Origin of the sequence: Streptomyces zaehneri (assembly GCF_032248645.1) — a bacterium.
Lineage (GTDB): Bacteria > Actinomycetota > Actinomycetes > Streptomycetales > Streptomycetaceae > Streptomyces > Streptomyces coriariae.
Window position 1 is genome coordinate 1 of the sequence record NZ_JASTTJ010000099.1, and the last position, 237, is coordinate 237.

Genomic DNA, 237 nt, shown 5'->3' on the forward strand with positions numbered 1-237 from the left:
CACGATCGAGGGGCGGTCTCCGTGAGACCACCCCCGCACGATCGAAGTCCCGCTACACTCCCGCCACCCGACGAAAAGACCAGGTCAGACAGCGAAATCCTGCTGGAGTACTAGGGAGTGTCCGACGGATCATGATCGGAGCCATAAGCGGATCGCTGCTGCGGTGACGGTGCCATGGAAGACGTAGGCCCTCTTGTCGTAACGGGTTGCGACGGCACGGGAGTTCTTGAGCCGGTT

1 pseudogene is annotated in these 237 nt (G+C 61.6%); it reads right to left on the minus strand.

Going from position 1 to position 237, the window contains the following annotated elements:
• Nucleotides 1-129: 129 nt before the first annotated feature.
• Nucleotides 130-237, minus strand: a pseudogene (locus QQM72_RS40815) (IS5/IS1182 family transposase); the annotation flags it as partial.